Consider the following 22540-nt stretch of genomic DNA (forward strand, 5'->3'; position numbering starts at 1 on the left):
TGATGAGCAACCACTACGACGACTCGAACGTGATCGACCTGGCGGCCCGGCGTCGCTGCCAGCTCGAGGCCCGTGGCCTGGACCCGATCGCGGTCGCGGTCCACGTCCTGGCCGAGACCGGTACGCCGATGGTCTGGCCTGCCGGTGACGGCTACGACGACGGCGACGGCGGGTGGGCCGCATGACCACCCGGAAACCCGTTCCGGCACAGCCTGATCCGGCCGAGCAGACGCCGGAGAAGACAGACCGCCGCCGGAAGCGGGTCGACCTGCACGCCCTGTCCCCGAACCAACTCGACCTGTTCGCCGAGGAAGACACCGAACAATGATCACCACGACAACGACCACCATGACCGGGCGTGACCCGCTCGACGTCATCGGCCTGGCCATCCTGAACATCGGCGGCGGCATCCTCGTCGCGCTCGCTGCGGCCGCCTGGTGGGCGGTGCTGTTCCCGATGGTCTCGATCCCGCTCGTGCTGGCCGTGGCCGCCGGGCTGCTGGTGCATCCGCTGGCCGGGGTCGGCGTGGTCGGTGGCTGGGGCGTGGGGATGGTGCTGTGGCGCGTACAGAGCCCGCAGACCTTCCAGCGCTGGATCACCGCCCGTGCTCGCGCCCGGTTCCTGGCCTTGTTCCGCTACCGCCGCCGCTGGGTCCGCCTGCTCACCGCCTGCCAACTGGTCATCCTCGACGGCGACCGGGTGCGGGTGCCCAAGCTGATGGATGTGTGGATCGGCGACAGTGACGACCTGATCCACGTGCGGATGGTGGCCGGTCACCGGCCCGACGACTACAGCGACCGCGCCGAGCAGCTCGCCCACGCCTTCGGCGCCCGCGAGTGCCGGGTCAAGGTGCTCGGTCCTGGGCTGATCGAACTGAACTTCCACTACCACGATGCCCTCGCCGAACCCGTCGACCTGCCCCAGATCATCGACGGCAGCGACTGGAGGAAGGACGCCGCATGAGCGACAGCAGGGCCGTCCTGGCAGTGAACGGTGATCCGTCGCAGACCCCGAACGCTCGGGTGACTGCGGCGGCTCACCGCGCACTCCCCAACCTGCGCGAGATCGCCGAATCCGCCGCCGAAAAGGAAGGCGTCTGCTCCCGCGTCCTGCCCATGCGCGCCGTCGACCCGGCCACCGGCAAGGTCTCCTACATCGGCGTCCCCTGCAAATCCACCGTCGAAGCGATCTGCCCGCCCTGCGCGAAAGCCGCCCGCTGGCTGCGTATGACCCAATGCCGCGAAGGCTGGTGCCTGGCCGAAGAACCGACCCGGGACAAGCCCGAGGTCACCGACGCCCAACAGGATGTGCTCGATGCCCGGGCGCGGATGTTCACCGAGTACCACGAAGCACGGCGCCTCGGTGATGACGAAGCCGCCGACGCCATCCGTGGTCTCGTCGCCGAACTCGACCAGGAGTTGAAGGACCTCGGTGTCCGTGGCCCGTTCCCGCCGTTGGACCGCAAACCGGCCCGGAAGGCGAAGTCGACCCGACGCCGTGACGATGTCCCGGATCTGCCGCGCCGGAAGGTCGCGAAAACCACGGTCGGCCGCGAGTACGCGGGCAAGTACCGGCCTTCCACGTTCGTCACGCTCACCCTGCCCTCGTATGGGCAGATCAACCAGGTGACCGGCCCGGACGGCAAGCTGGTCACCGACGGTTCCCCGCGTGACCCCGGCTCCTACGACTACACCCAGGCCGCCCGCGACATCGTGCACTTCGCCAAACTCTTCGACCGGTGGGTGCAGAACCTGCGCCGCGCGGTCGGCTGGAATGTGCAATATTTCGCCACCGTCGAACCCCAGAAGCGTGGCGCCCCGCATCTGCATATCGCGATCCGCGGGACGATCCCGAACGCGATCTTCACGGCCGTGACGAACGCGACCTACCGCAACATCTGGTGGCCCAACCACGACCAGGAGCACTACAGCGGCGACCACATGCCGGTGTGGGACTACCAGGCGAACACCTTCGTGGACCCCGACACCCGGACTCCGCTGGCGGCGTGGGACGACATGCTGGCCGCGATGGACACCGTGGACGACCTGGAGCCGTCGCACACGATCCGCTTCGGTGCCCAGTCCAAGCCGATTCAGATCCTCGGCGGCTCGGGTGAGGAGGACCGCAAGGTCAAGTACCTGACCAAGTACCTCACCAAGTCGATCGCCGAACTCCTCGAGCCCGACAGCCCCCGCGTCGCCGCCCACTACGACCGGCTCTATGAGGAACTTCAGCGCACCCCCTGCTCCCCGACCTGCGGGGTCTGGTTGCGCTACGGGATCGTCCCCAAGGGCGCCAAGGACAAGATGATCCCCGGCCGCTGCAAGGGCAAAGCCCACCGCCGCGACACCCTCGGCCTGCCCGGTCAAAGGGTGTTGAACTCGAACCTGTGGACCGGCAAGACCGTCGCCGACCACAAGGCGGAGCGGGCCGAGTTCGTTCGGCAAACCCTCGCTGCGGTCGGCATCGTCCGCCCCGACACCCGCGCGAACCTGCGCATCAGTCTCGTCCGTCCCGGGGACAAGGAAGCTCCGCCGCGTGAGCACTTGATCATCGCGGCGGTGTCCGAACGGCTGCGACAACGCGCCGAGTACACCAATGCCCGCCTGGCCGCTGGTAGTGGCGGGCCACCGGAATCACCGAATCGTTCAGCAGTTCAGTCAGCAGCGTGAGAGAGGGGCGGACAGATGGGGCATGAGGAGTATTTGCGGGCCAAGGATTGCGAAGCGCTGACGGGGATTCCGGAGGCCACCTGGCGGTGGTGGGCGCATGTCGGGAAGGGTCCGGCGAGCTTCAAGCTCGGTCCGCGTCGGCGTGTGTGGCGCAAGTCGGTGGTACTGGCCTGGATCGCCGAACAGGAACAGGCCACCGGCACGAACACGGCCGCGTAGTGGCTACCCGTCGCAACCGCCGCTCAGGCGTCGAAGACCTCTGGACCAAGGACGAGAGGGATGAGACCGGAACATTGCGTCGGGTTCCGTCGAAGCTTCACGGCAAGGGCAAGCGGTGGCGTGCCCGATACGTCGATGACGCGGGCAACGAACACACGAAGCGGTTCGCCCGGAAAACGGATGCGCAAGCGTGGCTTGACGCTCAAGTTGCGACCTTGGTTCAGGGCATTCATGTTGCTCCGCGCGATTCGCAGCAGACCGTAGAGCAGTGGGCAACGGAGTGGTTGAAGGGCTATGCGAACCACCGCTCAACGACTGTTGACCTGGCGACATGGCATGTCAAGAAGATCAACGAGGGGTTGGGCTCGCTGCAACTCTCAGCGGTGCGACCGTCCACGGTGAAGAAATGGATGGTGACGCTCAAGGATGAGGGCTTGGCCGATAGCTACGTCTACAGCCTGCACTCCCGGTTGGCACAGATCTTCGGAGATGCTGTGCACGACGGCTTGTTGCCCCGCAATCCGTGCTCGCGTCGCACGTCGCCGAAGACTGGTCAGCAGAAGGTCTACGTGGCAACGCCGGAGCAGGTGTGGGCGCTGCATGACGCGATGCCCGCTCACCTTCGGGTTGCCGTGCTCCTCGGGGCCTTTGTCGGGCTCCGGGTCTCGGAAGCTGCGGGTCTGCGGGTGACCGATGTGGACTTCGTGAACGGCATCGTGACCCCTCGCCAACAGTGGCCCGAACGACCGTTGAAGACCGATTCGAGTGCCAAGCCGGTACCAGTGCCGCCCGAACTCGTGGCGATGCTGAACGAGTCGGTGAAGGTCTTCCCGGGTGAGCGTCTGGTGTGCGATGAGTTCGGCAAGCCGGTTTCGCCGTGGGTGATCGGGTGGAACCTGCGGGCGGCGAAGGCGAAGGTTCCTGGCCTGCCGGAGGAGTTCAGCTTTCAGGACTTCCGGCACTACTACGCGTCCCTGCTCATTCGGCGCGGTGCCGACATCAAGGCGGTTCAGGCACGACTGCGGCACGGCAGCGCCATCACCACGCTGCGCTACTACGCGCACCTGTGGCCCGATGCCGACGAGACAACCCGCTCGGCTGTCGGGGCTGCAATCAAGGATTGGCCCGGTTCCGCTGCGTACTCACTGCGTACCGGGGCTGATCAGCAGCCTGTCACCGGCGACGACACCGACCCGAACACGCAGGTAGACGGCGTTTAGGTCAATCCGGCGTAGCTGTGCAGGCCGCTGATCACGATGTTGATGATGAAGAGGTTGAACAGCATCGCGACGAAGGCGGCGACGTTGATCCAGGCCGCCTTGGTGTCGCGCCAGCCGGAGGTGGCGCGGGCGTGCAGATAGGCGGCGTAGAGGACCCAGGCGATGAAGGAGCAGGTCTCCTTCGGGTCCCAGCCCCAGAAGCGGCCCCAGGCGGCTTCGGCCCAGATGGCTCCGAGGATGACGCCGGCGCCGAAGATGGGGAAGCCGACGATGGTGGTGCGGTAGGCCAGGCGATCGAGGGTGCGGGCGTCGGGCAGCCGGCGCGCGATGGCGCCGAAGAGATTCGCCGACTCCGCGCCTTCGGGCTGACGCAGGCGGTAGAGGAACAGCAGGCTGGCGACGCCGGAGACCAGGAAGATGCCGCTGCCGACGCTGACGATGGTGACGTGCAGCGGCAGCCAGAACGAGCGCAGCGCGGGCACGACGGGGGCGGCGTCGGCGTAGAGGACGGTGCCCGCGAGGAACATCAGGATCAGCACCGGCACGAGCAGGAAGACCCAGGTGGCGCGGTGGCGCTGTTCGCGCAGCAGCCAGAAGCCGACGAGCACGGTGGCCGCGCAGGCCATGGTGACGAACTCGTACATATTGCCCAGCGGGAACCGGCCGGTGGCGAAGCCGCGCAACACGATCGAGGCCACGTGCAGGGCGAAGGCGACGGTGAGCGCAGCGAACGCCATATTGCCCAGGCGCACCGGCAGCGGCGTCGACGGCGCCTCGACCACCTTGCCGGGACCGATGGGACGTTCGGCGCCACCGCCCGCGGTGACGAGCTCGCGCGCTTCGGTCCTGCGCACCTGCGCGGAGGCGAACTGCCAGATCAGCAGCCCGAGCACCAGCGCGTAGACGACCAGCGCCGACTTGAAGGCGAGATCGCTGTACTGGGCGAGGGTGTCGTCGATCGGCATCGTCAATCTCCCGTGCTGTCGGCTCCGGTGGGAGCCGTGTTCTTGTCCGAATCGAGAGGGGCTGCTCTGCGCTGGGGTGCGTCGTCGGTGTCGAGCAGGCGGGCACGCAGCCGGTCGAACTCGTCGCCCCAGCCCGCCTGGTCGGTCCTGGCCAGACCGCCCATCTCTACTACGGTACGTCGTTGATCCACGGTACCGGGCGCGCCCGCCGCCGGGTACACCCGGATCCAGATCCGGCGCCGCTTGACCAGCAGCGACACCAGCAGCCCCGCCATCATGGTCAGCGCGCTCACCAGCACCCACTGCTGGGCGGGATCGTGCGAGACCTGCAGGTTCACGAACTCCTTCGCGCCGTCGAAGGTGACCACGGTGCCGTTGGACAGCGTGGCCGACTCGCCTGGGCGCAGGTTCACCCTGGCCTCCTTGGTCAGCCGCTCCTGGCGCACCAGTTCCTGGTCGAGCGAGAACAGCGACTGCGGCCGGCCGGTGTCGAGGCCGGTGTCGCCGCGATAGATGTCCACGGCGACGGCCGGATCGTCCATGCGGGGGAAGACCGAGGTCAGCAGGCTGCCGTGCAGCATGGCGGTCGGGGCGAAGAGGCCCTCGATGGCGATCTGGTTCTTGCGGCGCTCCTCATCGGAGGCGTACATGTCGCCGGGCGGGTCGATGCGCAGCACGCCGCCGGACAGGAAGGTGCGGGCGTCGGTGGGCGCCCACTGGATGGTCTCGGTCCTGGTCCGCCCGTCGGGGAAGGTGACGGTGAAGGTCGGGGCGTACCCGTGGCCCTGCAGGTAGACCCGGTCGCCCGCGACGCGCAGCGGGTGGTTGACCCGCAACGTGGTGTCGCGCCAGGTCCCGGTGCTCAGGTCCGCGCCCGCTTGGTAGGCGATGTCGGAGGTGAACATCTCGGCTTGGCCGGTCTCGAGGTAGTCGGCGCGGAAGTTCTTCACCCGCACGCAGATCGGGGTCATGCCGGTGCCGTCGTTCACATTGCCGGCGCGGAAGGAGTCGTAGACCGCGGGCGAGGTGGTGCAGAAACCCGGCCCGTCGTCGGCGATGACGATGACGCTGCCCTCGTAGCCGAACAGCTTGCCCACCGCGATCGAGGCCAGCAGCCCGACCAGCGCCAGATGGAAAACCAGGTTGCCGAACTCGCGCAGGTAGCCCTTCTCCGCGGAGACGGTGATCTCGCCCTCGCGGCCGAGATCGGTGCGGACCTCGGTGCGCCAGCCGCGCAGTCCGATGCGCGCGTGCTCGGCGATTTCTTCCGGCGTGCGCGCGGATTCGCCCGCGTAGTGGTGTGGCAGCCGGGCCAGATTGCGCGGCGCCCGCACCGGCGGGGTGCGCAGGGCGCGGTAGTGATCCACCGTGCGGGGCAGGATGCAGCCGACCAGCGAGATGAACAGCAGCACATAGATGGCGGTGAACCAGAAACTGCCGAACACGTCGAACAGTTCGGCGCGATCCATCCATGGCCCGAGCGTCGGGCGGTCGGCGATGTACTGCTCGACCTTCTGCTCGTTGAGGCTGCGCTGCGGCAGCAGCGCGCCGGGGATGGCGGCCAGCGCGAGCAGGAACAGCAGCACCAGCGCGGTGCGCATGCTGGTCAGTCCGCGCCAGGTGTTGCGCACCAGCGCCCAGGCGCGGCCGAGCGGGGACTGTCGCGGCGGGGTGTTCGGTACGGAAGCGGGTCGCTGGTCGGTCACGGTCATATCGGCAGGGTCACCTCGGAGACGAACGCGTCGCGCACCCAGGCGACGAACAGATCCCACGCGCCGGTCACCAGCGCGATACCGACCGCGACGAGCAGAATGCCACCGACGATCTGGATGGTCCGGGAATTGCGGCGCAACCAGCCGACCCCGCGCAGCGCGCCCGCCGAACCGAAGGCCAGCACGACGAAGGGCAGGCCGAGGCCGAGACAGTAGGCGACGATGAGCGCGACGCCGCGCGCGGCCGTCGCGCCCTCGGTGCCCGCCGCGACCGCCATCACGCCGGACAGCGTCGGGCCGAGGCAGGGCGTCCAGCCCAGCGCGAAGACGCCGCCCAGCAGGGGCGCGCCGATCAGGCTGGTGAGCCTGCGCGGCTCCATCCTGGTATCGCGCTGCAGTGCCGGGATGAGGCCGATGAAGGCCAGGCCCATCACGACGGTGACCACGCCGCCCACCCGTTGCAGCAGCTCCCGGTTCACATTGAGGGTCTGGATGACGCCGAACACCGTCGCCGTCGCCAGCACGAACACCACGGTGAAGCCGGCCACGAACAGTCCCGCGGCCCCGGCCACACGAAGCTTCGCCGAACCGCCGCGCAGTTCGGTCGCGGTGGTCGTGCGGGCCCGGGTGGCCTCGGCCGGGGTGACCGGCGGGGCTTCCGCGCCGACCAGCCCGGCCAGATACGACAGATAGCCCGGCACCAGCGGCACCACGCAGGGGGAGGCGAACGACACCAGTCCGGCCAGCAGGCAGGCGCCGAGCGCGAGCAGCAGCGGGCCGGTGGCCGCGGTCTGCTGGAACGAATCCCCCACCCCGGCGAGCACGACGGTCATGCCGCGGCCTCCCCGGCGATCCGCTCGACGACCGGCTGCAGATCCTCCGCCAGGAGGGTGCGCAGGAAGACCGCCGCCACCCGGTGCTCGCGATCGAGCACGAGGGTGGTGGGAATGACACTGGTCGGGAAGTTGCCGCCGAGCGCGAGCAGGGTGCGCATCGGCGGGTCGTAGATCGAGGGGTAGCCGACCTTGTTCGCGGTGACGAAATCCTGCGCCTTGTCGCGCTGGGGATCGCGCACGTTGATGCCGAGGAAGGCCACACCGGAATCCTTGGTCGCCTCGTAGACGTCTTCGAGCGCGGGCACCTCGGCCCGGCACGGACCGCACCATTGGCCCCACAGATTCAGCACGACGACCTGCCCCTGGAAGTCCGCCACCGAGATCGTCTCGCCGTCGTTCATCAGATCGGGACCGGACAGCTCGCCGATGGTGCCGCGCGACTGCGGCGGGTCGTAGAAGATGTCGGTCCTGCCGCCCGGCGAGACGAATTGGAAGGTGCCGCCCTGGGCCACCGCGTCGGTTCCGGTGGAGCAGCCCGCGAGCGCGGCGACCAGCGCCACGCAGGCCAGCACCGCCGCGACGAGCCGGCCCGGCGCCCGGCGGGGCGCGGGCCGGTCCGAGGGAACCGGCACGGGGCGCGTCATGCGCCGTGCACCGAGGGATCCGACTCGCCCGCGGGCTCGGAGTACACGATGTCGACGAGGGTGTCGCCGCGATAGACCAGCGAGGTCAGCGAAGCCAGCGAGCACTGGCGGTGGCGCGGGTCGTGCCACAGCCGCTGCCCCTGCAGGAACCGGCGCAGCGTCCACACCGGCAGCTGATGCGAGACCAGCACCACCTCGCGGCCCGCCGCCTCGACGCGCGCCTTGTTGACCGCGGCCAGCATCCGGTGCGCGATCTGCAGGTACGGCTCGCCCCACGACGGAGTGAACGGGTCGCGCAGCTTCCACCAGTGCCTGGGCTTGCGCAGCGCGCCGTCACCGACCGAGACGCGCAGGCCCTCGAAGGTGTTGCCCGCCTCGATCAGGTTCTCGTCGGTGCGCACGCTCAGCCCGTGCTGCTCGGCGATCGGCGTCGCGGTCTCCTGTGCCCGCTGCAACGGCGAGGCGATGACCAGGGCGATGTCGTGATCGGCGAGTGCGCGTGCGACCGCGCCCGCCTGGGCACGACCGGCCACCGACAGCGAGAAGCCGGGCAGGCGGCCGTAGAGGATGCCGTTGGGATTGTGCACCTCACCGTGCCGCAGCACGTGCACGATCGTCTCGATCTCCTCGTCGACGAGATCTGGCTCATCTTGCGCCGCAAGGGTTTTCGTGGGAGCGGCGGCGTCTACCGGGGAGCGCGCCTCGTCGGTGACCGAGGCGTCGGACGCCACAGCCTCCGTGGCGCCGGCCTCGCCGGTGGCAGCTTCGGGGGCAGCAGCCTCGGACGTAGCAGGCTCCCCGGGGGCAGCTTCCGAAGCAGCAGATTCGCCGGCGGCGGACTCGGGGGCAGCCTGCGCCGACCCGAGGGCGTCGACCTCGGCGGCCTCGGTCTCGACGGCAACGGTGGCCGCCTCGTCGGCGGCTCGGTCGGCGGGGACGGCGTGGACGGGTTCGTGGCTGTCGGCGCCTGGTGTGTCGTGGTCGGAACTCACGCGCGGATTCCTTCGGGGGTGGCGGCCGCGGCCGCGCGAGCGGCGGCGGGCAGGGCGGCGGCGATACGGTCGAATGCGTCCTCGTCGAGCGCCGCGGAGACGAACCACGCCTCGAACGCGCTCGGCGGCGCGTAGACACCACCGTCGAGCAGCGCGTGGAAGAAAGCGGGAAAACGCCAGGTCTGACTCGCCTTGGCGGTGGCGTAGTCGGTGACCGGACGATCGGCGAAGAACACGCTCACCATATTGCCCGCGAACTGGACCTGATGCTCGACCCCGGCCGCGCTCAGCGCTTCGCCGAGCAGTCCGCCCAGGCGCTGGGCATTGCGGTCGAGCGCGGCGTACACCGCCTCGTCGGCGGCGCGCAGCGTGGCCAGGCCGGCCGCGACGGCCACCGGGTTCCCCGAGAGCGTGCCCGCCTGGTAGACCGGCCCGAGCGGGGCGAGCTGGTTCATGAACTCCGCGCGACCGCCGAACGCGGCGGCGGGCAGGCCGCCGCTCATCACCTTGCCGAAGGTGTAGAGATCGCCCGCCACGCCTTCGAGGCCGTACCAGCCCGAGCGGCTCACCCGGAAGCCGGTCATGACCTCGTCCACGATGAGCAGCGCGCCGTGCTTCGAGGTCAATTCACGCAGGCCCGCGTTGAAACCGGGCAGCGGGGCGACCGCGCCCATATTGCCCGCGGCGGCCTCGGTGATCACACAGGCGATCTCGCCCGGGTCGGCCTCGAAGGCGGCGGCCACGGCGGCGAGGTCGTTGTAGGGCAGCACGATGGTGTCGGCGGCCTGCGCGCCGGTCACGCCGGGTGAGGTGGGCAGACCGAGGGTGGCCACGCCCGAACCGGCGTCGGCCAGCAGCGCGTCCACGTGACCGTGATAGCACCCGGCGAACTTGATGATCTTGGTGCGTCCGGTGCAGCCGCGCGCCAGGCGCACCGCGCTCATGGTGGCCTCGGTGCCGGAGTTCACCAGCCGGACCCGCTCGACGGGCTCGACGCGCTCGACGATGAGCTCGGCCAGTTCGACCTCGCCCTCGGTCGGGGCGCCGAACGACAGTCCGCCGGTCGCGGCTTCGCGCACGGCCTCGACCACCGCCGGATGCGCGTGGCCGAGGATCATCGGACCCCAGGAGCAGACGAGATCGACGTACTCGTTGCCGTCGGCGTCGGTCAGCGTGTAGCCGTCTGCCGAGGCGATGAAGCGGGGCGTCCCGCCGACGCCGGTGAAGGCGCGAACCGGCGAATTGACCCCACCGGGGATCACCGAACTCGCCCGGGCGAACAGGCGGGCGGACGCCGCCGCCGACGCGTCACCGATCGAGGAGGCACTGGTCGCGCGCGGAGAAGAACTCACGGCCTCCAGTGTCGCAGCCCCGTCCGAGGGCGTCGACGACAGGGTGTAGGACACGTGACACGCACCGCAACGACGCGCCGGAAATTGTTTCGGCCGGATTACCCGCGACGGGGACGAGCGATGCGTAATCTCTGTGCGTCGGGCACCCTGCGTCGGGAAGGTTCACATGCGTCCAGCTTCGGTCAGCTCAGCGTCGGTCAGCTCTGCGGCAGGTTTCGTGGCGGTCACCACGGCGGCTCTGGCCGCGCTGGTTCTCTGCGCCGGTCCGGCCGCGGCCGCCGAGCCGGTGCTCGATGTCGAGCAGGGCCGCGCGGGCGCCCATCTCAACCACGACGAGACCGTCTGGCTGGCCGGTGGCCCGATTCCGGCGCTGGTGACGATGGTGATCCCGCCCGGCGTGATCGGCGCGGGCCTGCAGCCGGACACCAAGCTGTGGCGCGACGAGAACGGCAATATCCACGCGTCGCTGCGTCAGGTGATCTCCGAGAGCGCCCGCCACCCCGACGGCACCGTCTCGATCTTCCTCAACGCGCCCGGCACCCGCCACGGACGCGTGCTCGATGTCTATCAGGACTGGAGCGACTGAGCCCGCAGCGCCCGCGCGGCCGCGTCGACGACGGCGAGTCCGGCCAGCGCCACCAGCGCGGCGGACACCACCAGCCACGGCCCGACATAGCGAGCCGAGTCGTAGCCGGGCACGTCGCCCTGCGCCGCGAACGAGGTGTGCACCACTCCGCTGCGCCAGCTCGCCACCGCGGCGACCACGAGCAGCACCGCCACCACGACCTCGACGGCCCCGATCACCCGATCTCGTCGCATGCCGCACGCTCCGTTCCGCTCGGCCGGGCCCACGCGCCCGGTTCAGCCCGCCGCGATCCTCTCATGAGCCTGCGCGCGTGGCCTCACGCTCCGCTCCCCGCTGTCGGGTCGTCGGTGCGCGCGGCCAGGGCTTCGGTCAACGCCGCCCGCAGCGCGCGATGGTCCTTGGCCCAGGCCTGGGCCTGTCCGCCCGCACGGAAGCGCAGCCCGATGCCGGTGCGCCTGCGCGGCACTCCGCTCAATTCACCCAGCGCCCTGGCGGATTTCCATTCGTCTTCGGTCCAGGAGTTCGCGTCGTCCCACGAAACGCCGGCCAGCGATGCCGCGTCCAGCGGACCGACCCCGTGTTCGGGCAGGACTTCGAGAATGTCCGAGAGCGGGACGGTTTCGGCGCCCTGCTGCAGCGCCGAGTTCGTGAGCCGTACGCTGACGTGCGTGCGCGCGGCCAGCACCTGGACGGATGAGAAAGCGGCGATCAGAGCGCCGCAGAAGATCAGGGCGAACCAGTGCGGCGTCGTGCCGGTCGCCATTTCGATCACCAGGATCAGCGCGCAGCCGATGGGCCCGTAGGTCACGGCCCGCCAGCGTGCTCCCGGTTCGTAGAACAGGACGGTCTCGTCGGCGGGACCGGACCGATTCTCGTGGACTTCGCCGACATCCCTGTCGGTCACGCGCAAGCCCCCGCCCGCGCTGCCGTCAGCCGACCAGCCCGGGCAGCAGGAGCAGGGCCACAGTGACCAGTCCGAACAGAACCAGCAGGCCGAGGACGATCATGTCTTTCCGAATGCTGTGCGGCTGTTGGATCACCACGCGCATCGATGCCTCCGATCTCCCGGATGTCCCCGGACATCGCCCGCGCCGAGCGCGTAACGAATGACCGTCGACCACCGGTTCCCATGTCTCCTGTGACAACCCTCACGATACAGGCCGAGCGCATTGCGGCCAATTCGATGGAATGCCAACCCCGGTTCACTTCTTCGTTATGGAGAAGTACCCGTTCGACTCCGGCCGGTAACTTCCGTAGAGCGCGCCGCCGGCGAGCACACCCTGCACGACGGCCACCGCGCCCGCCACGAAAGCCGCCGCACCCCCGGATCCACCCAGCCCGAACAGGGCGAACAACGCTCCGATCACGAGCCAGACGCCACCCACCGTCAGCACCGTGCGGCTCCACGGACGCCCCTTGGTGAACAGGTACACCGCCCCCGCCCCGGCCGCCGCCAGCACCAGTCCGGCCATGACGAGGAACACCGCGTACATGGAGACGTATAACTGCGCCCCGGCCTCCGGCAGCGGCTGCTGCGCGTCTTCGACGAGCAGGCGCTCCACCTCGGCGCGATTGCTCAGGGTGTCGATCGCGCCCGCGATCACCCGCACGACGCCGAGGGCGATCACGGCCCACCACAAGTGGGCGGCCGTGCGCACGCTTTCCGGGGCGGGCTCGGGTTTCGCCGGGTACGCACCCGGCGGCAGCGATCCGGACGGAAGCCCACCGGGGGGCACGAAACCGCGCGGGTAGCCGCCGGGCGGAGTAGGGCTCGGTGGCTGCGTCACGACAGCCGGAGCGCGGCCTCGGTCGCCCAGTAGGTGAGGACGATATCGGCCCCGGCCCGCCGGATGGCGGTGAGCGACTCGAGGATGGCGGCATCGCGATCGATCCAGCCGCGCTCGGCGGCGGCGGTGATCATCGAGTACTCGCCCGAGATCTGGTAGGCAGCCACCGGGACGGTGGCGCGATCGGCGACCTCGCGCAGGATGTCCAGGTAGGCCATCGCCGGTTTCACCATGACGATGTCGGCGCCCTCGGCCAGATCCAGATCGAGTTCGCGCAGCGACTCCCTACGATTGGCCGGATCCTGCTGGTAGGTGCGGCGATCGCCCTCCAGCGAGGACGAGACGGCCTCGCGGAACGGGCCGTAGAAGGCGGAGGCGTACTTGGCGGCATAGGCCAGGACACCGGTGTCGGTGCGGCCCACCGCGTCCAGCCCGCGCCGGATGGCGCCGACCTGGCCGTCCATCATGCCGCTGGTGCCGAGCAGGTCCGCGCCGGCTTCGGCCTGGGCGATGGCCATGTCCACGTAGCGGTGCAGGGTGGCGTCGTTGTCCACCTGACCGTCGGGAGCGAGCACGCCGCAGTGCCCGTGATCGGTGAACTCGTCGAGGCAGGTGTCGGCCATCACGACGGTGGAATCGCCGACCTCCTCGGCCAGCGCGCGCAGGCCGCGATTGAGGATGCCGTCGGGGTCGCTGGCCTGACTGCCCGCGGCGTCCTTGTCCTCGGGCAGCGGCACGCCGAAGAGCATCAGGCCGCCGACGCCCGCGGCGACCGCCTCGACGGCGGCCTTGCGCAGCGAATCCATCGAATGTTGTTGCACGCCCGGCATGGAGCCGATCTCGCGCGGTTCGTCGAGCCCGTCGGCCACGAACATCGGCAGCACCAAATGCCGTGGCTCCAGGCTGGTCTCGGCCACGAGACGACGCAACGCGGGAGTGCGGCGCAACCGTCGGGGGCGGTCCGTTCCGGTCATGAACCGCACGATACGCCTGCGCGGCGGGCCCGGCTCGGGCGGCCGTTTCCGCGCACCCCGGCGAATGGCGAAAACCCTTGCGGCCAGCCGTTTTCTGTCGGAGGCCACGGGTACAATCGAAGATGTGTTCGAGGGAATCCGCACCGGGTTCCCGATCGCGAGGGGAGGATGCCGGTGGCCACCACCGCAACCGCACGGCCGCAGGGGCGCAGCACCCGGACCATCACGCCGTACCAGCCGCTGGAGAAGCAACCGCTGCCCGCGGGCAGGCCCCGTTCCTGGTACATCACCCACAACCGCAGGCTCAAGGCCATGCGCCTGTCCATCGCCCTGCTCGACTCGGGCATCCACTACCCCGCCCAGGCCAGCAACGAGAAGATCCGGCGTACCGCCGAGGCCGTCGGCATCCGGCCGCCCTCGGATCGCACCTGCCGGCTGGTGCGCACACTGCTGCGCTACAGCCGCTGAAACGCGGTGTGGCGGGCGCACACGCGCCCGCCACAATGCCCCACCCGCGTCAGCCGATGGGATGGCTGACGAAGCAATTCGGCCCCGCGCTCTCCATGCTCGAGCGCGGGGGATCGACCACGCAGGCCGGCAGCTGAAGCAGTACCCGGAGCCGGTACCCCGGCTGAGGAGACCTACCGGCTGCGGCGGCTCTTCTTGCGCGGCGGGGGCAGCAAACCCTCGGCGCGCAGGCGAGCGGCGTGCTCGGCGAGTGCCTCCACCAGCGGACCCACCTGCGCGACCTCGGGCTGCACGTCCACGCGCAGACCGAACTCCACGGCGGTCTCGGCGGTCTTCGGGCCGATGCACGCGACGATGGTGCGCGCGTGCGGCTTGCCCGCGATGCCGACCAGGTTGCGGACCGTGGAGGACGAGGTGAACAGGACCGCGTCGAAACCGCCGGTCTTGATCATCTCGCGGGTCTCCGCGGGCGGCGGCGAAGCGCGCACCGTGCGGTAGGCGGTCACGTCGTCGATCTCCCAGCCGCGGTCGCGCAGGCCTTCGGCCAGGGTCTCGGTGGCGATGTCGGCGCGCGGCAGCAGCACACGGTTGACCGGATCGAAGACGTCGTCATAGGGCGGGAAGTCGGCCAGCAAACCCTCCGAGGACTGCTCGCCCGAGGGCACCAGCTCGGGGTTGATGCCGAAGGAGCGCACCTTCTCGGCGGTCGCCTCGCCCACGCAGGCGATCTTCACGCCGGAGAACGCGCGGGCGTCCAGACCGAACTCGGCGAACTTCTCCCACACCGCGCGCACCGCGTTGGTTGAGGTGAAGACCACCCACTGGTAGCGGCCGTCGACCAGGCCCTTGACCGCGCGCTCCATCTGCGCGGGGCTGCGCGGCGGCTCGACGGCGATGGTCGGCACCTCCATCGGGATGGCGCCGTGGGTGACCAGCCGCTCGCTCATCTCGGCGGCCTGATCCTTGGTGCGCGGCACCAGTACGGTCCAGCCGTAGAGCGCGCGAGACTCCCACCACGACATCTTCGACCGGCTGGAGACCGCCTTGCCGATGGTCACCACCAGCGGGCCGACCAGCTCGGAGGCGGCGCTGTTGAGGGTGGCCAGGGTCGCCTCGATGGTGCGCTGCTGACGGGTGGTGCCGCGCACGGTCACCGCGACCGGGGTCTGCGAGGCCATGCCGTGCTCCACCAAGGCGCTGGCGGTCTCGGCCAGGTGCCCGGAGGTGGCGTGCAGCACCAGCGGGCCGGGCGCCGCGGCCAGCGCCGCCCAGTCGACCTCGCCGCGGACGTCGGCCTCGGTGTGGCCGGAGCCGAGCGCGATGCCCGCGTAGCTGGGCACCGCCGAGCCGTTGGGCAGGCCGGGCAGCACCTCGAAGACCATATGCGAGCGGGTGACCGTGGTGACCTCGGTGATCACCGAGTCGGTGGTCAGCGGGTCGCCCGCGACGACGCGCACCACATCGTGACCGTTGCGGGCCTCGGCGATCAGGGTCTTGGCGACTTCGGCGGGCTCGCCGAGGGCGGGACGCACGTCCACCGGACGCGTGCCGTCCTCGTTCTCCTCGACCCGGCTGCCGATCAGCGCGAGGACGCCCTTGTCGACATCGGGGTCGGTGAAGGCCAGCGTCGCCCTGCCGAGCACCTCGCGCGCACGCACGGTGAGCAGCGCCGGGTCGCCGGGACCCGACCCGACGAACAGAATCCGACCGGGGTGCTTCTTGGTGGCTCGGCTCATTGAGGGTTCTCCATCGGACTGGGATTGCTGAAGTCTGTGTCTGGCCGGCTCACGTCGGCGAGCAGGTCGCGCGCGCCGAGTTCCAGCAGTTCGCGAGCCAGCGCGCGGCCGAGTTCGGCCGCCCGGGTCGGGTCGCCGACCACCGAGGCGCGCAGCACCTCCGAGCCGTCGATCGCGGCAGCGCAACCGCGTAGCGACAGCTCCTCGACGATCCTGCCGTCGTCGTCGAGTGATTCGACGACCTCGGCCAGCGCCCCGACCGGCGCGGTGCATCCGGCTTCCAATTCGGCCAGCAGCGCGCGTTCGGCCACCACCGAGGCTCTGGTCGCCGCGTCGTCGAGCACCGACAGCGCCTCCACCAGCGCGCTGTCCCCACTGCGACATTCGACGGCCAGCGCGCCCTGCGCCGGGGCGGGGAGCATCTGCACGGGTTCCAGCGCCTCGGTCACCGACTCGGTGCGGCCGATGCGGGACAGCCCGGCGCGGGCGACCACGACGGCGTCGAGCTCACCGGAACTCACCCTGCCCAGCCGGGTGTCGAGGTTGCCGCGCAACGGCAGGATCTCCAGGCCGAGGCCGAGCGCGCGCAACTGCGCGATGCGGCGCGGCGCGGAGGTGCCGACCGTGGAGCCCGCGGGTAGCTCGCCCAGCACCAGGCCGTCGCGCGCCACCAAGGCGTCGCGCGGGTCCTCTCTGGGCGGGATCGCGGCGATCGTGAAGCGGTCGTCGGGGGCGGTCGGCAGGTCCTTGTAGGAGTGCACCGCCACGTCGATGGTGCCCGCGAGGAGTTCGTCGCGCAGGGCCGAGGTGAACACTCCGACGCCGATCTTGGCCACCGGGTCGGAGGACAGATCGCCCGGTGTCTTGATCGCCACCAGCTCGGCCGGATGGCCCGCGGCGATCAGCGCGTCACGCACGGTGCCCGCCTGAGTCATCGCCAGCAGGCTGCCGCGGGTGCCGATGCGTAACGGGGTGCCCGTTCCCACCGCGGTCACGTTGCCCTCTTCCTGCGCGACGGTCATGCCGGGGTCTCCTCCTCACCGAGGTACTGCTCGAGGCCCAGGGTGTGCCCGGGCGTGAAGTCGTCGGCCAGGCCGGCGTTGGGGTCCTTGCCGATCGTGCTGATCTCCATCGGCGCGGCCACCGCTTGAGCCGCGCCCGGCTTGAGTTCGAACAGCTCGCGCAGCGCTTCGGCGTAGCTGTCGCCGCCCGGGGTCGAGGCCAGCTGCTTGACCCGCACCGTCGGCGTGTGCAGCAGTTTGTCCACCACCCGGCGCACCGTGCGCGCGACCTCGTCGCGTTCGGGTTCGGCCAGGGCGGGCAGCCGCGAATCCAGGCGCAGCAGTTCGGCCTCGACCACCTCGGCGGCGCGCTGGCGCAGGGCCGCGACGGTGGGGGTCACCTCGGCCATCCGCTGACCGGCCAGGTACTTGGCGAGTTCCTCGGCGACGATCGAGCGGGCGGCGGCGGTGTCGTCGGCCGCGGCGCCCGCGGCCGGATCGCGCTGCAGCGACTCGATGTCGATGACCGCGACGCCGGGCAGTCCGGCCACCGCGGGCTCCACATCGCGCGGCAGACCGAGATCGCAGAACACCAGCGGACGTTCACCGACCGGGAATTCGGCGCGGTCGCGGTCGGCGAGCGCGCGGTGGGTGTCGGCCAGGGTGATCACCGCGCCGACCGCGCCGGTACAGGAGAGCACCACGTCGGCGCCGGACATCGCCTCGGGCAGCCGGGACAGTTCCAGCGCCGCGGATTCCACCCCGTGCGAGGCGGCGGTCTCGGCCAGCCGGTGCGCCCGGTCGATGGTGCGGTTGACCACGATGATGCGGCCGATGCCGCCGCGGGCCAGGTGCGCGACCGACAGCCCGCCCATCGCGCCCGCGCCGACCACCACGGCGGTCTTGCCCGCCAGATCGCCGAGCACCTGCCGGGAGCGGTCGAGCGCGACCGAGACCACCGACGCGCCCGCGCGGTCGATGCCGGTCTCGGCGTGCACGCGCTTGCCGACCCGCAGCGAGTGCTGGGCCAGCTCGTGCAGGGTGCGCCCGACGGCCTGCCGGTCGTCGGCGGTGGCGTAGGCGCCGCGGATCTGGCTGAGCACCTGCTGCTCGCCGACCACCATCGAGTCCAGGCCGCTGGCGACGGCGAACAGGTGCTCGGCGGCGGCCTCGCTGTAGCGCACGTAGGCGTGCTTGGTCAGTTCCGTCATGGGCAGGCCGGAATGGTCCGCGAGCAGTTCGCCGACCTCGGCCAGGCCGCCGTGGAAGGCGTCGACCACGGCATAGACCTCGACGCGATTGCAGGTCGAGACGATCATCGCCTCGGAGATGTGGCTGGAGGCCAGCATGGTGTCGATCAGCTTGGGCCGATCGGCGTCGGTGATCGCCACCTTCTCGAGTACCGACACGGGGGCGCTCCGATGCGAGACCCCGACGAGAAGAACGCTCATGGTGTGACCACCGATCCCTTGCTGGTTGGCTCCATTGCCTGATGCGAGGTTGTCCGAGGGCCCGCCGAGCGCTTGATCGCGGCGGGAACGGCGGCCGCCGCCGAGCGGCTGCCGGAAGGGGCGCGGCGCGCGGCGCGACCGGAGGCGGCGGCCTCGGGAAGCGCGGCCAGCGCGTCGTTGTCGTTCTCGGCGTTGCGCGCCCGCTCGAACGACAGCAGCTGCATCTCGACGGCCAGATCCACCCGGCGCACCTCGACCGAGGCGGGGGCTTCCAGCCCGAGCGCGGCGAAGCTCAGGATCGACTGCAGCCCGGCGGCGACCAGCTGGTCGCACACTTCCTGGGCCGCGTCCTCGGGGACGGCCAGCACCGCGATGGTCGGGCGCAGTTCGGTCACGGCCTCGGCCAGATCCGCCACGTCGCGGACCGTGAACCCGGCCACCGGCAGGCCGATCACCTCGGGATCGTTGTCGAAGATGCCGACCACGGTGAACCCGCGCCTGCGGAAGCCGCCGTAGCCGACCAGGGCGCGGCCCAGGTTGCCCGCACCGACGAGCACCACCCGATGTCCTTCGGAGAGCCCGAGCACGTCCTCGATCCTGGCCCGCAGCTTGGCGACGTCGTAGCCGACACCGCGGACACCGTTGGGACCGAGGAACGACAGATCCTTGCGCAGCTTGGCCGAATTGACACCCGCCGCGACAGCCAGTTCCTCACTCGATACGATGGGCACACCATCATCGGCGAGCATCGCCAGCACCCGCAGATATGCGGCCAGACGGGCGACGGTGGCCTGCGGAATGTCCTTCTGCACGGCGCGCAGAGCCCCGCCGGAGACGCCACCGGGCGTCTCATGCTGGTCTGTCACGTCGTCGGCTCCTGCCCTGCCGAGCCTGCGCACAGGCCCGGTACGTCACTCGACCTCCGGTCCGGGCGAACGCCTCGGTACCCCGGTCGATTTTTGTCGGATTTCGCAGCGGCTCCGCAGCCTCGGCATGCGGGTCGCGTGCCACCACCGTAACCGCTTGTGAAGCCATGCACAAAGTCGGTGAAATTGGCCTCATTTTCCGGCGCGACCAGCACGGCGGCGAAATAGGGCTACGATCGCCGCTCGTCAGCGGGCCAGATCGGCGCGCAGCCTCGGCTCGTCGACATCGAAATAACTGTGCTCACGCCCGTCGAGCAGCACGACGGGCAGCCGATCGCCGTACTCGGCGCGCAGTGCCGGGTCGCTCGCCGCGGCTTCGTCGACGTCCACGGTGGCCGGTTCGATATCGAATTCGGCGCAGATCTCCCGCAGTTGCGCAAGTGCGGTGACACACATATGACAGCCTGCCCGAGTCAGCAATGTCACAGTGTGAGCCGAACTGGTTCCGTCTCGCCGCGCGCCGTTTTCCATGGAATCTGTCATGGCGGCTATTAAATCGTGGGCGGCGAGTGTTCGACACTAGTGTGGACAGGGTTCGCGCGAACGGGCGGAGGTTGTGGTGCCGGAACGATCGAAGGTGGGCAGGACGGGTTTCGTCGCGGGCCGGTTCGGTGAACTGCCGGTGCGATGGAGCCTGGGGCCGCTCGGTCAGAACCTGCAGGAGCAGCTCGCCCGCATCTCACGCAGCCCGTTCGGGCCCAGCGAGGAGGAGCTGCGGGCCAATGTCGCCGGCGAGGCCAGTGCGGACGCGGCGCTGTCGCTGCACGAGTCCGAGCTCGCCGAGGGCGGCCACCGCCCCGAGGTCCCCCGCGATCTGACCGCCGCCGCGTTCTTCGACGTGGACAACACGATGGTGCAGGGCGCCTCCATCGTGCATTTCGCCCGCGGCCTGGCCGCGCGCAAGTACTTCAAGACCTCCGACCTGGTCGGCGTCGCCTGGAAGCAGGTGAAGTTCCGGGTCACCGGCAAGGAGAACAGCACCGACATGGCCTCGGGCAAGGAGAAGGCCCTGGCGTTCATCGCCGGGCGTTCCACCGCCGAGCTGGCCGCCCTGGGCGAGGAGATCTACGACGAGATCATCGCCGACAAGATCTGGCCGGGCACGCGGGCCCTGGCGCAGATGCACCTCGACGCCGGTCAGCAGGTCTGGCTGGTGACCGCGACGCCGGTCGAACTGGCGCAGGTGATCGCCAAGCGCCTCGGGCTGACCGGCGCGCTGGGCACGGTCGCCGAGAGCGTGGACGGCAAGTTCACCGGACGCCTGGTCGGCGACATCCTGCACGGCCTGGGCAAGGCGCACGCGGTGCGCGCGCTGGCCATCCGGGAGGGCTTGAATCTGAAGCGCTGCGCGGCCTACTCCGACAGTCACAACGACGTGCCGATGCTTTCGCTGGTGGGTACCGCGGTGGCCATCAATCCCGATGCCGACCTGCGCGAGGTCGCCAAGAACCGGGGCTGGGAGATCCGCGATTTCCGGACCGGGCGCAAGGCCGCGAAGATCGGCGTGCCGACCGCGCTGGCGCTGGGCGCCGCCGGCGGTGCGGTGGCCGCGGCCATCACCCGCCGCCGCGAGCACATCTGACCGGCGCACCTCGTGTCCGGCCCGCCCTGGCTCGGGCGGAGCTACCCGGTGAACGGGTTGCGCCGCTTGGTCAGCAGCTTGTAGAGGGTGTGCTGGATGGTCTCGCGGACCTGGTCGGTGACCTCGAACATGGTCATCGGATCTTCGGCATCGGAGGGGTCGTAGCCGGTGGTCGGGATCGGCTCGCCGAACTCGATGTACCACTTCGACGGCAGCGGCACCGCGCCCAGCGGGCCCAGGTGCGGGAAGGTCGGGGTCACCGGGAAGTACGGCAGCCCGAGCAGGCGCGCGAGCGGCTTGAGATCGGCCAGCTTCGGATAGATCTCCTCCGAGCCGACGATCGAGCACGGGATGATCGGCACCCCGGTGCGCACCGCGGCGGCCACGAAACCGCCGCGCCCGAAGCGCTGCAGCTTGTACCGGTCGGCGTAGCTCTTGCCCACGCCCTTGAAGCCCTCGGGGAACACCCCGGTGAGCTCACCGGAGCGCAGCAGCCGTTCGGCGTCCTCCCGGCAGGCCAGGGTGTGGCCCGCCTTGCGCGCCAGCACGCCGAGCACCGGCATCTCGAAGATCAGGTCGGCGGCCAGCAGCCGCAGCGCGCGATGGGCGGGGTGATTGTCGTGCACGGCCAGCTGCAGCATCAGCCCGTCGACCGGGACGGTGCCCGCGTGGTTGGCGACGATGAGCGCCCCGCCGGTGGCCGGGATGTTGCCGATGCCCTCGACCTGCACCCGGAACCAGTGGTCCGCCAGCGGGCGCAGGGTGGGCAGGATGACGTTTTCGAGCAGGTGGGCGTCGAAACCGAATTCGTCGACCGGGTAGTCGCCTGCCACCCGGCGCCGGGCGAATTCGGCGGCGCCGGTGATCCGCTTGGCGAGACCGTCGCGCAGCAGTTGCCCAACCGACTGCGGCTGCGGCGGTTCGCCCGCGGGCAGCCGGTCGGTCAGCGAGGTGACCCCGCCGGTGGAGGTTCCGGCGGGCGCCTCCGGCCAGCGCCGGGCGAGTGGACGCGACCTGGCCTCGTTGGTCGCTTCGCGCAAGTGGATGATCTTCGCGACGTCGTTCATATATGTGCTCCCGTACCGGCCCCGACGAGGCCGAGCAGTTTCTTTTCTGCGGCATCGATCCAGCGGGGATCGATGACGGGTCGCAACGCTGCGCCCCCGATGAAGTCGTCGAACGCCTGCACCGTTGTCCACCGCGGCTCGAACCGGAGTTCGGCGCGCATGCGGGTCGTGTCCAGACCACACCCGAAATGGAAATAGTCGAGCTGTTCGGCGCTGAAGTCACGCATGACGTTCTCCATCAGCGCCCGCCCCGCGGTACGGAACAGTGCGAACGGCAACGGCAACTCCAGTCTGCCAGTTCGCCGCACGGCTTGCGAGAGGGTCAGCGCGCCGTCACCGGCCACATTGAA

At 70.1% G+C, this 22540-nt stretch carries 25 protein-coding genes and 1 pseudogene; 9 read left to right on the plus strand and 17 right to left on the minus strand.

Features of this window, described 5'->3' with window-relative positions; translation table 11 throughout:
- The first annotated feature begins 2 nt into the window (after window positions 1-2).
- Genes ON26_RS24165 through ON26_RS24185 form a run of 6 tightly spaced genes read left to right on the plus strand, consistent with a single transcriptional unit; the run spans window position 3 to window position 4111 of the window.
- Window positions 3-185: a hypothetical protein gene (locus tag ON26_RS24165; protein ID WP_040798877.1), complete on the plus strand. Its 183-nt coding sequence runs from the start codon at window positions 3-5 to the stop codon at window positions 183-185.
- Complete coding sequence (locus ON26_RS33580; protein WP_157171990.1) at window positions 182-328, plus strand: hypothetical protein; 147 nt, start codon at window positions 182-184, stop codon at window positions 326-328. The genes ON26_RS24165 and ON26_RS33580 overlap by 4 nt, the downstream gene beginning before the upstream one ends.
- Window positions 325-963, plus strand: coding sequence for a hypothetical protein (locus tag ON26_RS24170; protein ID WP_040798879.1), 639 nt, complete (start codon window positions 325-327; stop codon window positions 961-963). The genes ON26_RS33580 and ON26_RS24170 overlap by 4 nt, the downstream gene beginning before the upstream one ends.
- Window positions 960-2672 carry a replication initiator gene (locus tag ON26_RS24175; RefSeq protein ID WP_218000623.1) on the plus strand — a complete coding sequence of 571 codons (1713 nt, stop codon included), beginning with the start codon at window positions 960-962 and terminating at the stop codon, window positions 2670-2672. Before ON26_RS24170 ends, ON26_RS24175 begins: the two co-directional genes overlap by 4 nt.
- 15 nt (window positions 2673-2687) lie before the next feature.
- Window positions 2688-2891 (plus strand): helix-turn-helix transcriptional regulator, encoded by a 204-nt coding sequence (locus ON26_RS24180; RefSeq protein ID WP_040798881.1) that lies wholly within the window; start codon window positions 2688-2690, stop codon window positions 2889-2891.
- Window positions 2891-4111, plus strand: coding sequence for a tyrosine-type recombinase/integrase (locus tag ON26_RS24185; protein ID WP_051027461.1), 1221 nt, complete (start codon window positions 2891-2893; stop codon window positions 4109-4111). Before ON26_RS24180 ends, ON26_RS24185 begins: the two co-directional genes overlap by 1 nt.
- On the opposite strand, the gene ccsB is transcribed toward ON26_RS24185, so the two are convergent.
- The 6 genes from ccsB to hemL form a co-directional block, all read right to left on the minus strand.
- A complete protein-coding gene (ccsB, locus tag ON26_RS24190) occupies window positions 4108-5076 on the minus strand; it encodes a c-type cytochrome biogenesis protein CcsB (RefSeq protein WP_040798883.1) in 969 nt (322 codons plus the stop codon). The genes ON26_RS24185 and ccsB overlap by 4 nt on opposite strands.
- 2 nt (window positions 5077-5078) lie before the next feature.
- Window positions 5079-6788, minus strand: coding sequence for a cytochrome c biogenesis protein ResB (gene resB, locus ON26_RS24195; protein ID WP_051027463.1), 1710 nt, complete (start codon window positions 6786-6788; stop codon window positions 5079-5081).
- The gene (locus tag ON26_RS24200; protein WP_040798886.1) at window positions 6785-7621 is read right to left on the minus strand and encodes a cytochrome c biogenesis CcdA family protein; all 837 of its coding nucleotides are present in this window, start codon (window positions 7619-7621) and stop codon (window positions 6785-6787) included. Before ON26_RS24200 ends, resB begins: the two co-directional genes overlap by 4 nt.
- Window positions 7618-8268 carry a TlpA disulfide reductase family protein gene (locus ON26_RS24205; protein ID WP_083884320.1) on the minus strand — a complete coding sequence of 217 codons (651 nt, stop codon included), beginning with the start codon at window positions 8266-8268 and terminating at the stop codon, window positions 7618-7620. The genes ON26_RS24200 and ON26_RS24205 overlap by 4 nt, the downstream gene beginning before the upstream one ends.
- On the minus strand, window positions 8265-8891 hold the full coding sequence (locus tag ON26_RS24210) for a histidine phosphatase family protein (RefSeq protein ID WP_040798959.1): 627 nt from the start codon (window positions 8889-8891) through the stop codon (window positions 8265-8267). Before ON26_RS24210 ends, ON26_RS24205 begins: the two co-directional genes overlap by 4 nt.
- Before the next feature lie 365 nt (window positions 8892-9256).
- Window positions 9257-10612 (minus strand): glutamate-1-semialdehyde 2,1-aminomutase, encoded by a 1356-nt coding sequence (gene hemL / locus ON26_RS24215; protein WP_051027480.1) that lies wholly within the window; start codon window positions 10610-10612, stop codon window positions 9257-9259.
- Window positions 10613-10778: 166 nt separating this feature from the next.
- Here hemL and ON26_RS24220 point away from each other — a divergent pair, with 166 nt between their 5' ends.
- Window positions 10779-11198 (plus strand): hypothetical protein, encoded by a 420-nt coding sequence (locus ON26_RS24220; protein ID WP_083884321.1) that lies wholly within the window; start codon window positions 10779-10781, stop codon window positions 11196-11198.
- Here the strand turns inward: ON26_RS24220 and ON26_RS24225 are convergent.
- The 4 genes from ON26_RS24225 to hemB form a co-directional block, all read right to left on the minus strand.
- Window positions 11180-11431 carry a hypothetical protein gene (locus tag ON26_RS24225; protein ID WP_157171991.1) on the minus strand — a complete coding sequence of 84 codons (252 nt, stop codon included), beginning with the start codon at window positions 11429-11431 and terminating at the stop codon, window positions 11180-11182. The two genes, ON26_RS24220 and ON26_RS24225, sit on opposite strands and share 19 nt — an antisense overlap.
- Before the next feature lie 83 nt (window positions 11432-11514).
- Entirely contained in the window at window positions 11515-12102 is a 588-nt protein-coding gene (gene mce1N, locus ON26_RS24230; protein WP_051027467.1) for a transport-regulating membrane protein Mce1N, read from the minus strand.
- Between the two features lie 298 nt (window positions 12103-12400).
- Window positions 12401-12985, minus strand: a complete 585-nt coding sequence (locus tag ON26_RS24235; RefSeq protein WP_157171992.1) for a hypothetical protein — start codon at window positions 12983-12985, stop codon at window positions 12401-12403.
- On the minus strand, window positions 12982-13959 hold the full coding sequence (hemB, locus tag ON26_RS24240; RefSeq protein WP_040798891.1) for a porphobilinogen synthase: 978 nt from the start codon (window positions 13957-13959) through the stop codon (window positions 12982-12984). Before hemB ends, ON26_RS24235 begins: the two co-directional genes overlap by 4 nt.
- A 168-nt stretch (window positions 13960-14127) precedes the next feature.
- Here hemB and ON26_RS24245 point away from each other — a divergent pair, with 168 nt between their 5' ends.
- Window positions 14128-14427, plus strand: a complete 300-nt coding sequence (locus ON26_RS24245) for a hypothetical protein (RefSeq protein ID WP_040798894.1) — start codon at window positions 14128-14130, stop codon at window positions 14425-14427.
- Window positions 14428-14600: 173 nt separating this feature from the next.
- Here the strand turns inward: ON26_RS24245 and ON26_RS24250 are convergent, their stop codons facing one another.
- From ON26_RS24250 to ON26_RS24270, 5 genes are all read right to left on the minus strand, one after another.
- Window positions 14601-16163, minus strand: a complete 1563-nt coding sequence (locus tag ON26_RS24250) for a bifunctional uroporphyrinogen-III C-methyltransferase/uroporphyrinogen-III synthase (RefSeq protein WP_040798897.1) — start codon at window positions 16161-16163, stop codon at window positions 14601-14603.
- On the minus strand, window positions 16160-17185 hold the full coding sequence (gene hemC, locus ON26_RS24255) for a hydroxymethylbilane synthase (RefSeq protein WP_040798900.1): 1026 nt from the start codon (window positions 17183-17185) through the stop codon (window positions 16160-16162). The genes ON26_RS24250 and hemC overlap by 4 nt, the downstream gene beginning before the upstream one ends.
- Entirely contained in the window at window positions 17182-18615 is a 1434-nt protein-coding gene (locus tag ON26_RS24260; RefSeq protein WP_040798903.1) for a glutamyl-tRNA reductase, read from the minus strand. The genes hemC and ON26_RS24260 overlap by 4 nt, the downstream gene beginning before the upstream one ends.
- Window positions 18612-19481 (minus strand): redox-sensing transcriptional repressor Rex, encoded by an 870-nt coding sequence (locus ON26_RS24265; RefSeq protein ID WP_040798964.1) that lies wholly within the window; start codon window positions 19479-19481, stop codon window positions 18612-18614. Before ON26_RS24265 ends, ON26_RS24260 begins: the two co-directional genes overlap by 4 nt.
- Window positions 19482-19727: 246 nt before the next feature.
- Window positions 19728-20012, minus strand: coding sequence for a glutaredoxin family protein (locus ON26_RS24270; protein WP_051027482.1), 285 nt, complete (start codon window positions 20010-20012; stop codon window positions 19728-19730).
- 88 nt (window positions 20013-20100) lie between these two features.
- On the opposite strand from ON26_RS24270, the gene ON26_RS24275 reads away from it, so the two are divergent.
- Window positions 20101-21123 (plus strand): HAD family hydrolase, encoded by a 1023-nt coding sequence (locus ON26_RS24275; RefSeq protein WP_373280959.1) that lies wholly within the window; start codon window positions 20101-20103, stop codon window positions 21121-21123.
- Between the two features lie 41 nt (window positions 21124-21164).
- Here the strand turns inward: ON26_RS24275 and ON26_RS24280 are convergent, their stop codons facing one another.
- Together ON26_RS24280 and ON26_RS24285 are read right to left on the minus strand one after the other, a co-directional pair.
- On the minus strand, window positions 21165-22190 hold the full coding sequence (locus tag ON26_RS24280) for a lysophospholipid acyltransferase family protein (RefSeq protein ID WP_040798909.1): 1026 nt from the start codon (window positions 22188-22190) through the stop codon (window positions 21165-21167).
- Window positions 22187-22540 (minus strand): annotated as a pseudogene (locus ON26_RS24285) (NAD-dependent epimerase/dehydratase family protein); the annotation flags it as partial. The pseudogene ON26_RS24285 and the gene ON26_RS24280, both read right to left, overlap by 4 nt.

It is taken from the genome of Nocardia higoensis NBRC 100133, assembly GCF_000308595.1.
Lineage (GTDB): Bacteria > Actinomycetota > Actinomycetes > Mycobacteriales > Mycobacteriaceae > Nocardia > Nocardia higoensis.

Coding starts and splice junctions, on each gene's coding strand:
- ON26_RS24165 (WP_040798877.1), top strand. CDS start 3: ATGAGCAACCACTACGACGACTCGAACGTGATCGACCTGGCGGCCCGG.
- ON26_RS33580 (WP_157171990.1), top strand. CDS start 182: ATGACCACCCGGAAACCCGTTCCGGCACAGCCTGATCCGGCCGAGCAG.
- ON26_RS24170 (WP_040798879.1), top strand. CDS start 325: ATGATCACCACGACAACGACCACCATGACCGGGCGTGACCCGCTCGAC.
- ON26_RS24175 (WP_218000623.1), top strand. CDS start 960: ATGAGCGACAGCAGGGCCGTCCTGGCAGTGAACGGTGATCCGTCGCAG.
- ON26_RS24180 (WP_040798881.1), top strand. CDS start 2,688: ATGGGGCATGAGGAGTATTTGCGGGCCAAGGATTGCGAAGCGCTGACG.
- ccsB (WP_040798883.1), bottom strand. CDS start 5,076: ATGCCGATCGACGACACCCTCGCCCAGTACAGCGATCTCGCCTTCAAG.
- resB (WP_051027463.1), bottom strand. CDS start 6,788: ATGACCGTGACCGACCAGCGACCCGCTTCCGTACCGAACACCCCGCCG.
- ON26_RS24200 (WP_040798886.1), bottom strand. CDS start 7,621: ATGACCGTCGTGCTCGCCGGGGTGGGGGATTCGTTCCAGCAGACCGCG.
- ON26_RS24205 (WP_083884320.1), bottom strand. CDS start 8,268: ATGACGCGCCCCGTGCCGGTTCCCTCGGACCGGCCCGCGCCCCGCCGG.
- ON26_RS24220 (WP_083884321.1), top strand. CDS start 10,779: ATGCGTCCAGCTTCGGTCAGCTCAGCGTCGGTCAGCTCTGCGGCAGGT.
- ON26_RS24225 (WP_157171991.1), bottom strand. CDS start 11,431: ATGCGACGAGATCGGGTGATCGGGGCCGTCGAGGTCGTGGTGGCGGTG.
- hemB (WP_040798891.1), bottom strand. CDS start 13,959: ATGACCGGAACGGACCGCCCCCGACGGTTGCGCCGCACTCCCGCGTTG.
- ON26_RS24245 (WP_040798894.1), top strand. CDS start 14,128: ATGCCGGTGGCCACCACCGCAACCGCACGGCCGCAGGGGCGCAGCACC.
- ON26_RS24250 (WP_040798897.1), bottom strand. CDS start 16,163: ATGAGCCGAGCCACCAAGAAGCACCCCGGTCGGATTCTGTTCGTCGGG.
- hemC (WP_040798900.1), bottom strand. CDS start 17,185: ATGACCGTCGCGCAGGAAGAGGGCAACGTGACCGCGGTGGGAACGGGC.
- ON26_RS24260 (WP_040798903.1), bottom strand. CDS start 18,615: ATGAGCGTTCTTCTCGTCGGGGTCTCGCATCGGAGCGCCCCCGTGTCG.
- ON26_RS24270 (WP_051027482.1), bottom strand. CDS start 20,012: ATGGAAAACGGCGCGCGGCGAGACGGAACCAGTTCGGCTCACACTGTG.
- ON26_RS24280 (WP_040798909.1), bottom strand. CDS start 22,190: ATGAACGACGTCGCGAAGATCATCCACTTGCGCGAAGCGACCAACGAG.